Genomic DNA, 3,265 nt, shown 5'->3' with positions numbered 1-3,265 from the left:
ATCTGATTATTTAAGTAAATTACCTACACAAAATTAACAACCAAATGATAGTCTTTTTTATCTAAAATTTTTTTATGTATAGGGAATGGCAAAACATAAACAGATTCAATCTTTTTCGTGGGGTAATATTTTGCGAAAAAATTAATTGCTTCTTCGTTATTATTTGGTGAAACTGTAAGTTTTGTTTCTTCGACCATTTTTTTGTCTTTATAAACTAAAACGACTAGTTGTACTTCGCCAGCCCAAATGCATTGCACACCTTGTGGGCACCGAGAATCTGAGGTTACTTCTTTTAGACGGAAAGAATATCCTTTTTTAGCAAGACAATTTTTCTGAGTAATTTTTATTGATTTTTGCTTCGATTCTTGTGCAAAAACAGAGATGCTAAAAATTAGTAAAAAGAAGAAAAAGATATTTTTCATTTTGGTTTTCTTAAAGTCAATTCAAATATAATGCCTTTTCTTAGATTATTTTCACAAATAAGTTACTCGCAATTTTATTTGAAATCGTTAATTCTTTCGAATCCACTTTTATTTTTAATGATAAATCGAATGTTTCTTTCGATATGATTTCAATTTTAGAACCCAAAGCTATTTCTTGTTTGTCCAAGTATTTTAAAAATTCCGATGAAGTATCTTTTACTCCAACGCAAACACCAACTTGTTTTTCGTTTAATTCTGATAACAACTGTTTTTCTATCGAAATTATTTGTCCATTGGCATTCGGTATTGGATCGCCATGAGGATCTTCTGTTGGATTGCCAAGAAATTCATCTAATTTATTAATTAATTTTTCAGATTTTATATGCTCTAATTGCTCAGCAATGTCATGCACTTCATCCCAAGGAAAATTTAATTTTTCGACCAGAAAAACTTCCCACAAACGGTGTTTTCGTACAATCATTTTTGCCGAAAGCGAACCTTTTTCCGTAAGTGAAACGCCTTGGTATTTTTTGTAATTTACGAGGTTTTTCTCAGCTAATTTTTTAAGCATATCGGTAACCGAAGACGCTTTTGTTTCCATTTTTTCAGCAATAGCATTCGTGCTTACTTCCGAATCTGAAATAGTGGTAAGATGGTAAATCGTTTTTAGATAATTTTCTTCTGAAAAAGTCATTTTTTATTTTTTAACGATAAATAAGGGAATTGAAATTTCGTGACGCAACTTATCGACTGTGGTGCCAAAAAGCAAATCTTTTATTCCGCGATGACCATGTGTTCCCATAACTAAAACATCAAAATCTCCTGCATTTATAATCTCTGAAATTGCTTTATTTGGTTTGCCAAAACCTAATCTGGTCGATACTTTAAATCCTTTTTGCGTAAGTATATCTTCATATTCTTTCAATAATTTTTCATCTATCGATGTTTCGTGGTCGTCTGCATTTTCGCCAAAAAGAATGGCTCCTATGGTTTCTACCACATGAATTAATGTATATTTCGCATCAATTCCACCCAACTCAAATGCTGTATTTATTGCAAGTTCATCTGCTGAAGAAAAATCGACCGAAACAGCAATATTCTTTTTACTATACGTTTCCGAAGGCGAAAATTTAAGCACCATATTGTGTGGCGAATGGTTTTGAGCTTCTATTCTAGATTTGGCTACAAATGGTTTGAAAACAATATATAGTAACAAAATTAAAAAACCAATCGCCAACGGAACAACCGTCAGCCATAATACGATTGGATTTTCCGATATTTCTAACCAACCTTGAATCTCGTTGAAAACCAATTTAGCATTCAACGAAACAATGATTAATGCCACAATCCAAGAAGCTATTTGAGTGGTTTTAGAAATGGCAAAACCTTTCATTCGCTCTTTATCTGAAACAAAATGTATAAGCGGAATAATAGCAAATCCCAATTGCAAACTCAAAATTACTTGACTTAAAATTAGCATTTTTCCTGTTACACTTTCACCAAAAACCGAAATCACAATGACCGCTGGAACAATCGCAATTAATCTCGTAATGATACGACGAACCCATGGCTGAATACGTAAATTCAGATAACCTTCCATGATAATTTGTCCTGCCAATGTTCCTGTAATTGTCGAACTTTGTCCTGCGGCAATAAGTGCTACCGCAAATAATATGGGTGCCCAATCAGTTCCCAACATAGGCGCTAAAAGTTGGTGTGCATCTTGAATTTCAGCAACTTCGAACATGCCGTTTTTGTAAAATGTGGCTGCTGCCAAAATTAAAATCGCGGCATTTACAAAAAAAGCGAGGTTTAAAGCTATCGTCGAATCGATAAAATTATATTTTAAAGCTTGCTTTATTCCTGCTGGACTTCTATCAAATTTTCTGGTTTGTACCAATGACGAATGCAAGTACAAATTGTGTGGCATAACCGTTGCTCCAATAATTCCGATAGCGATATAAAGCGCTGTTTCGTTTGGCATAGACGGAATTAAGCCTTTTAGAATGCTTCCAACTTCTGGCTGAGCAAAAATCATTTCGAAAATAAAGGAAATTCCAATAATCATAACCAATGCAATGATAAAAGCTTCCATTTTTTTTATCCCTTTATTTATCAAAAACAGCAACAAAAAAGTATCTAAAACAGTAATGATTACTCCTTGTAGAAGCGGAATTCCAAACAATAAATTAATACCGATAGCCATTCCCAAAACCTCTGCCAAATCGCAAGCTGCAATAGCAATTTCGGCGAGAAAATAAAGAATATAATTAATAAATTTAGGATATGTTTCTCTTGATGCTTGCGCCAAATCTCTTTGCGTTACAATTCCTAATCGTGCGCTCAAACTCTGTAAAAGTAATGCCATCATATTACTCATAAGCAAAACCCAAAGCAAAGCGTAACCAAATTGGCTTCCGCCCGCAATATCAGTCGCCCAATTTCCAGGATCCATATAACCAACGCTAACAAGATATGCTGGGCCGAAAAAGGCTAATATTTTTCTAAAAACAGTAGTTTTATTTTGTGTAGAAACCGATTGATTTACTTCTTCTAAGGATTTTCCCATGTTTGAAAAAAATTATATTTAGCAAATATAATTATATATTTTGTTTTGAATGAATATTTTTTTTAGTTTTGTCTAAAAATTTATTTAATATAATGAAAAATATTTTCTTTGCGCTTTCAATGTTAATCTCAACTATTTGTTTCTCACAAAAAAAACAAACAGTTTCAGGTCAAATTATTGCTGAAAAATTAAGTTTGAAACAAGCAGAAGTTATTTTGATTGGTACAAAACAAAAAACCGAAACCGACAGTTTAGGGAATTATTCCTTTCGAAA

Annotated in this window: 4 protein-coding genes; 1 reads left to right on the top strand and 3 read right to left on the bottom strand. The window is 32.7% G+C overall.

The window, feature by feature from the left end; genetic code table 11:
- Positions 1–23: 23 nt before the first annotated feature.
- Genes ACHZC3_RS08930 through ACHZC3_RS08920 form a run of 3 tightly spaced genes read right to left on the bottom strand, consistent with a single transcriptional unit; the run spans position 24 to position 2,991 of the window.
- Positions 24–422, bottom strand: coding sequence for a hypothetical protein (locus tag ACHZC3_RS08930; protein WP_394759524.1), 399 nt, complete (start codon positions 420–422; stop codon positions 24–26).
- A 40-nt stretch (positions 423–462) separates the two neighbouring features.
- Positions 463–1,116 (bottom strand): metal-dependent transcriptional regulator, encoded by a 654-nt coding sequence (locus tag ACHZC3_RS08925; protein ID WP_394759523.1) that lies wholly within the window; start codon positions 1,114–1,116, stop codon positions 463–465.
- Positions 1,117–1,119: 3 nt separating this feature from the next.
- On the bottom strand, positions 1,120–2,991 hold the full coding sequence (locus ACHZC3_RS08920; protein WP_394759522.1) for an Nramp family divalent metal transporter: 1,872 nt from the start codon (positions 2,989–2,991) through the stop codon (positions 1,120–1,122).
- A 92-nt stretch (positions 2,992–3,083) separates the two neighbouring features.
- Between ACHZC3_RS08920 and ACHZC3_RS08915 the strand changes: the two genes are divergently transcribed.
- Positions 3,084–3,265, top strand: a 182-nt coding sequence (locus tag ACHZC3_RS08915) for a hypothetical protein (RefSeq protein WP_394759521.1), incomplete at its 3' end; no start/stop codon positions are given.

It is taken from the genome of Flavobacterium sp. (genome assembly GCF_043720215.1).
GTDB lineage: Bacteria > Bacteroidota > Bacteroidia > Flavobacteriales > Flavobacteriaceae > Flavobacterium.
This window is presented reverse-complemented; position numbering and strand designations above follow the sequence as displayed.

Excerpts from the sequence above, each read along its gene's own strand:
- ACHZC3_RS08920 (WP_394759522.1), bottom strand. The coding sequence starts at position 2,991 with ATGGGAAAATCCTTAGAAGAAGTAAATCAATCGGTTTCTACACAAAAT.
- ACHZC3_RS08930 (WP_394759524.1), bottom strand. The coding sequence starts at position 422 with ATGAAAAATATCTTTTTCTTCTTTTTACTAATTTTTAGCATCTCTGTT.
- ACHZC3_RS08925 (WP_394759523.1), bottom strand. The coding sequence starts at position 1,116 with ATGACTTTTTCAGAAGAAAATTATCTAAAAACGATTTACCATCTTACC.